Origin of the sequence: Virgibacillus sp. DJP39, from assembly GCF_049310925.1 — a bacterium.
Lineage (GTDB): Bacteria > Bacillota > Bacilli > Bacillales > Amphibacillaceae > Virgibacillus_F.
In genome coordinates this window covers 1-4,500 of record NZ_JBMERP010000143.1, presented here as the reverse complement: position 1 = coordinate 4,500, position 4,500 = coordinate 1, and the positions used below count along the sequence as shown (strand labels likewise).

Below are 4,500 nucleotides of genomic sequence, written 5' to 3'. Positions count from 1 at the left end.
TTGTTCAGTTTTCAAGGAGCAAATTATTTCGTCACTCAAAACAGCGACTCCAATAGAATACCATAATCACTGTTATCATGTCAACAGTTATTTTTGGTCATTTATTATCTGGTTGCTTCATTCGACTCGAATTTTTGCAACAGAATTAACTTTACCATGGTTAATTGAAGAAGTCAAACATATTTTTAAAGCTAAAGAGTACCCCACATGGGGTAAGTCCATATAAAACCCTCAACCGATATTAACTTAACCTAATTGTCACCTTGATACGGGCAAGAACCAGCCCACTATTCTTGAATAAATGCAGGCTGCACATCCTTATTCCTTATCAGTAACCAAATACTTTCTTTGGTAAACTCCTACACCCTTTGTTTCTACCCGCTCTGTTTTTATTATATTTTTTTCAGCAAGATAAGAAACTATTGCTGTAAGATCCAAACCATATGATAGAAGGTATGGATGTGTCTTTAACTCACTATACGACCAGCTGCCTTCCCTTTCACCCATTGTGTCTAGTAGATGTTTAGCAGAATATCTTGCACGAGTACTAATAACAAAATCAATTGCTAGTATCATAAGCTGAACACGTTTTTCGATATCTTCATTGCTTTCCGTTAATTCTTCATACAGTTTGTAAACTTCTGGATCAATATAACGTACTTGTTGCCAAACAGTAACTTCCGGATGAAAACCTTTTTCGATAACAGCTAAACGCGCAAGATAATGTAATGAGTTAATCATCCGGCTGTATGCATCTTTAAAATGTAATGTTTCATAAAGGTCTTTTGCTTCACTATAACTTTTCACAAGTTTTCCAAATTCTATTGCTTTACGCAAATCGCGCTTCACTGAAGGAAAACTTCTCAACTGCTCTTTCAGATCACTAATGTATTCGTTTCGGTCAAAAATCACTTTCCCATATATAACCCACTCTACCGCACGTCTATACGAACTTGTGTCAATCCATTGCATTAGTAGTTCCTCTGTTACCACGTGTAAGGCAGCAGTCTTATCATCAAATTCATAATGTTTAACATGCCAAGGTTGATCCTCATTATCTTCAACAATAATTAACAAAATTACATCAAAATCATCTGTTAAGGGGCTGTTAGGTCGTGTCTTTTCTATTAATAGAATACCTAAAGTATCTCGATCACTTGCTCGTTCTTGATAGATAGGTCGTAATAAATCCTCCATTAAGTGAACTCCTCCATTTACCTTGTATACTTTCTACTATTCTATAAAGGCTATTAAAATTCCTCTTTTCGTCACAAAAATTTCAAGAGTAACTCAGCAACTGATGTACAGCGACTGCTAAATCTTCAGCATTACCTTTCTTCTTATTTCATAAAACCATTTTGCCCCACCACTACCAGAAGATATGCTATACTATTTTGCATAGAAGCAGTGCTTTTAGTTAAAGGGTATTAGAAAACTTGGCTTATCGCCAAGCCTTAATTGCGAAAGCCCTAGTAGCACTTATGCAGAAAGAAAGTTTTTATACTTTTTTACTGCTAAGAAAATTTACCCGTTTCTTACAGAGTTTAAGCGGAATTTAATTTTTCTTAACATGATTTAGGAGGATTTACATGGCTCAGCTGGTCTATTCAAGTAAAATAAATAAAATTAGATCCTTTGCGTTGTTCTTAATTTTTGCAGGTTTTGGATTCATGTATTGTGGGATTTTCACAAAAAACATCGAATGGCTAATGGCTATATTTTTCGTAATTGGTATTCTATGTGTAATCTTTAGTACGGTTGTATACTTTTGGATTGGCATGCTATCAACAAAAGCAGTGCCGATTGTTTGTCCAAACTGCGAAAAGCCCACTAAGATGCTTGGACGAGTTGACGCATGTATGCACTGTAAGCAACCATTAACACTGGACAAAGATTTAGAAGGCGAAGAATTTGATGAAAAATATAATACAGGTAAACATCGCAGGCAATTTAACGAAAAGAATAAAAGCAGGAAAAAATAATCCGTCATTGTGGCGGGTTTTTTATTTCTTTTTTATTAGCTACAACCTGCTATAATAAAGGCGTGATACCTATTTTTATTGAAAAGAGGTACGAAACAGTGATTCTCGTTATTGATAACTATGATTCTTTCACCTTTAATTTAGTTCAGTACATGAAACAGTTAAATCAGGAAGTGTTTGTTGTTAGAAACGACAAACTTACAATAGAGGAAATTAAAGCAATTAATCCATCTGCTATCTTAATTTCACCCGGACCAGGAAACCCTTCAGATGCTGGAATTTCTCTGGAAGTAGTTAAGCAACTACATCACAAAATACCGATCCTTGGTGTTTGTCTGGGACATCAGACAATCGCACAGGCTTTTGGTGCTACTATCGTAAAAGCAAAACAACCAATGCACGGCAAGGTTTCTTCTATTCACCATGATGGGAAAGGGTTATTTGAGAATTTACATAACCCAATGTCTGTTACACGGTATCATTCACTTATTGTTGAGTCTGCCAGTTTGCCAGATTGTTTGGTAAGTACAGCAACAACAAATGATGGGGAAATTATGGCACTTCGTCATAAGAGATACCCTGTCGAGGGGATACAAGCACACCCTGAAGCAATACTGACAGAGGCTGGTCTTGACCTATTGCATAATTTTTTCATAACAGGGAGGTCTCCAGTTGAAGCAACCAAAAAATCCAGAGCTGTTTTTTAACTTCAAAGATAAGCATGGAAGCAGAAACCCACTATTGTTTAAAAACCCAATTGAGATTATTCAAGCTACTTCAATAGAAGAAGTTATTCCATGTCTTGAAAAAGTACAAAGCTTGGTCAAGGATGGATATTATGCTGCTGGTTATGTAGCATATGAGGCTGCACCTGCATTTGAACCGGAGTTCCAAGTTAACAACGAAGGGGAAATACCACTTCTCTGGTTCGGAATTTTTGTTACACCAACTAAGGAAAGTCTGGGAAACACTACCTCCTTTTCTATTGATGAGTGGATTGCTTCAGAGTCTGCCACTAACTATCAAGCAAACATTGAACAAATAAAAAATTACATTGAACTGGGTAATACCTATCAGGTGAATTATACAATTCGTATGGAATCCACGTTTAATGGTGATGCGAAGAGCTACTATCACCAGCTAGCTCAAGCTCAATCTGCTGATTATAGCGCATTTATTCAAACAGAGAATCATACTATTTTATCGGCTTCACCAGAGTTGTTTTTTCATAAAAGTCAAAATGAAGTTACAACACGGCCGATGAAAGGAACAATAAAACGCGGACGGACTTATGAGGAAGACTGTAGAAATGCAACTTGGTTAACAAATTCAAAAAAAGATCAAGCGGAAAATGTAATGATAGTCGACTTATTGCGTAACGATCTAGGTACTATTGCAAAGCCAGGAAGTGTTAAAGTCCCTGAGTTGTTTTCGCTTGAAAAATACCCAACTGTCTACCAACTTACGTCGACCGTTACAGCTACTATTGAGGACAAAACTTCGATAACAGACGTATTTAAAGCACTGTTCCCTTGTGGTTCAATTACTGGTGCTCCTAAGATTAGTACAATGAAAATCATCAAAGAACTGGAAAATTCACCTCGTGGTGTTTATTGTGGGGCAATTGGCTATATCACACCTGATGAGGAAGCAATTTTTAATGTCCCCATTCGTACAGTAACGATCCATCATAACGATGGGGTTGCTAATTATGGAGTTGGTGGTGGTATAACATGGGACTCAACTAGTGAAGGGGAATACGATGAAATCATTACAAAAGCTGCTTTACTTAAACGAAAACAACCGCAATTTCAATTACTCGAATCTATTGGTTTACTAGACGGTACTTACTTAGTAATGGATCATCACTTAGAACGGTTGGAAAAGTCTGCACTTTATTTTGATTTCCCGGTTAATATAAACGTTATCCAAAAAGAATTAGATACCATTGCTTCGACTCATGTTCAAGGGAAGTGGAAAGTCCGCTTACTTGTGGATTACGACGGACAGTTTACATGTGAGGCAATTTCAATTTCTGAAAGCTCTGTAGAGAAACTTTCCGTTGCACTAGCAGATGAAGCTGTTTCAAGGGCTGATATTTTTCTTTATCATAAAACCACTAACCGGACTGTTTATGAGAATGCAAAGCGGAATCATCCTGAGGTTTATGATGTGCTTTTATGGAACGAAGAAAATCAAATCACTGAATTCACCGGGGGTAATGTAGTGGTAGAAATAGATGGCCAGTTGTACACTCCTCCAATTGAATGCGGTCTTCTAGCTGGAACCTTCCGAAAAAAACTTATTGAATCCAGTGAAATATTGGAGCGGACTATTCAGCTAAGTGAATTAAATAATCTTGATCAGATATGGTTTGTCAATAGTGTGCGGGAATGGGTACCTGTTACACTCAACTAACCCAACTAATTTAGAAAATTCGGCTTATCGCCACGGCTTATGCAAAATCCTTAGGCGTACTAATGCAGAAAGAAAGTTGTTATGCTTTCTTTACTGCCAA

General features: G+C 36.9%; 5 protein-coding genes. 4 read left to right on the top strand and 1 reads right to left on the bottom strand.

From position 1 onward, the window contains the following. Positions 1-226, top strand: a 226-nt coding sequence (locus ACOI1D_RS21160) for a hypothetical protein (RefSeq protein ID WP_422504143.1), incomplete at its 5' end; no start/stop codon positions are given. Positions 227-318: 92 nt separating this feature from the next. Here the strand turns inward: ACOI1D_RS21160 and ACOI1D_RS21155 are convergent. Then, entirely contained in the window at positions 319-1,197 is an 879-nt protein-coding gene (locus ACOI1D_RS21155) for a nucleotidyltransferase-like protein (protein ID WP_422504141.1), read from the bottom strand. 392 nt (positions 1,198-1,589) lie between these two features. On the opposite strand from ACOI1D_RS21155, the gene ACOI1D_RS21150 reads away from it, so the two are divergent. From ACOI1D_RS21150 to pabB, 3 genes are all read left to right on the top strand, one after another. Beyond that, complete coding sequence (locus ACOI1D_RS21150) at positions 1,590-1,982, top strand: YgzB family protein (RefSeq protein WP_422504139.1); 393 nt, start codon at positions 1,590-1,592, stop codon at positions 1,980-1,982. A gap of 98 nt (positions 1,983-2,080) precedes the next feature. Continuing rightward, complete coding sequence (locus ACOI1D_RS21145; RefSeq protein WP_422504137.1) at positions 2,081-2,689, top strand: anthranilate synthase component II; 609 nt, start codon at positions 2,081-2,083, stop codon at positions 2,687-2,689. Continuing rightward, positions 2,655-4,400, top strand: coding sequence for an aminodeoxychorismate synthase component I (gene pabB, locus ACOI1D_RS21140; RefSeq protein ID WP_422504136.1), 1,746 nt, complete (start codon positions 2,655-2,657; stop codon positions 4,398-4,400). The genes ACOI1D_RS21145 and pabB overlap by 35 nt, the downstream gene beginning before the upstream one ends. The last annotated feature ends 100 nt before the right edge of the window (positions 4,401-4,500 follow it).

Excerpts from the sequence above, each read along its gene's own strand:
- ACOI1D_RS21150 (WP_422504139.1), top strand. The coding sequence starts at position 1,590 with ATGGCTCAGCTGGTCTATTCAAGTAAAATAAATAAAATTAGATCCTTT.
- ACOI1D_RS21155 (WP_422504141.1), bottom strand. The coding sequence starts at position 1,197 with ATGGAGGATTTATTACGACCTATCTATCAAGAACGAGCAAGTGATCGA.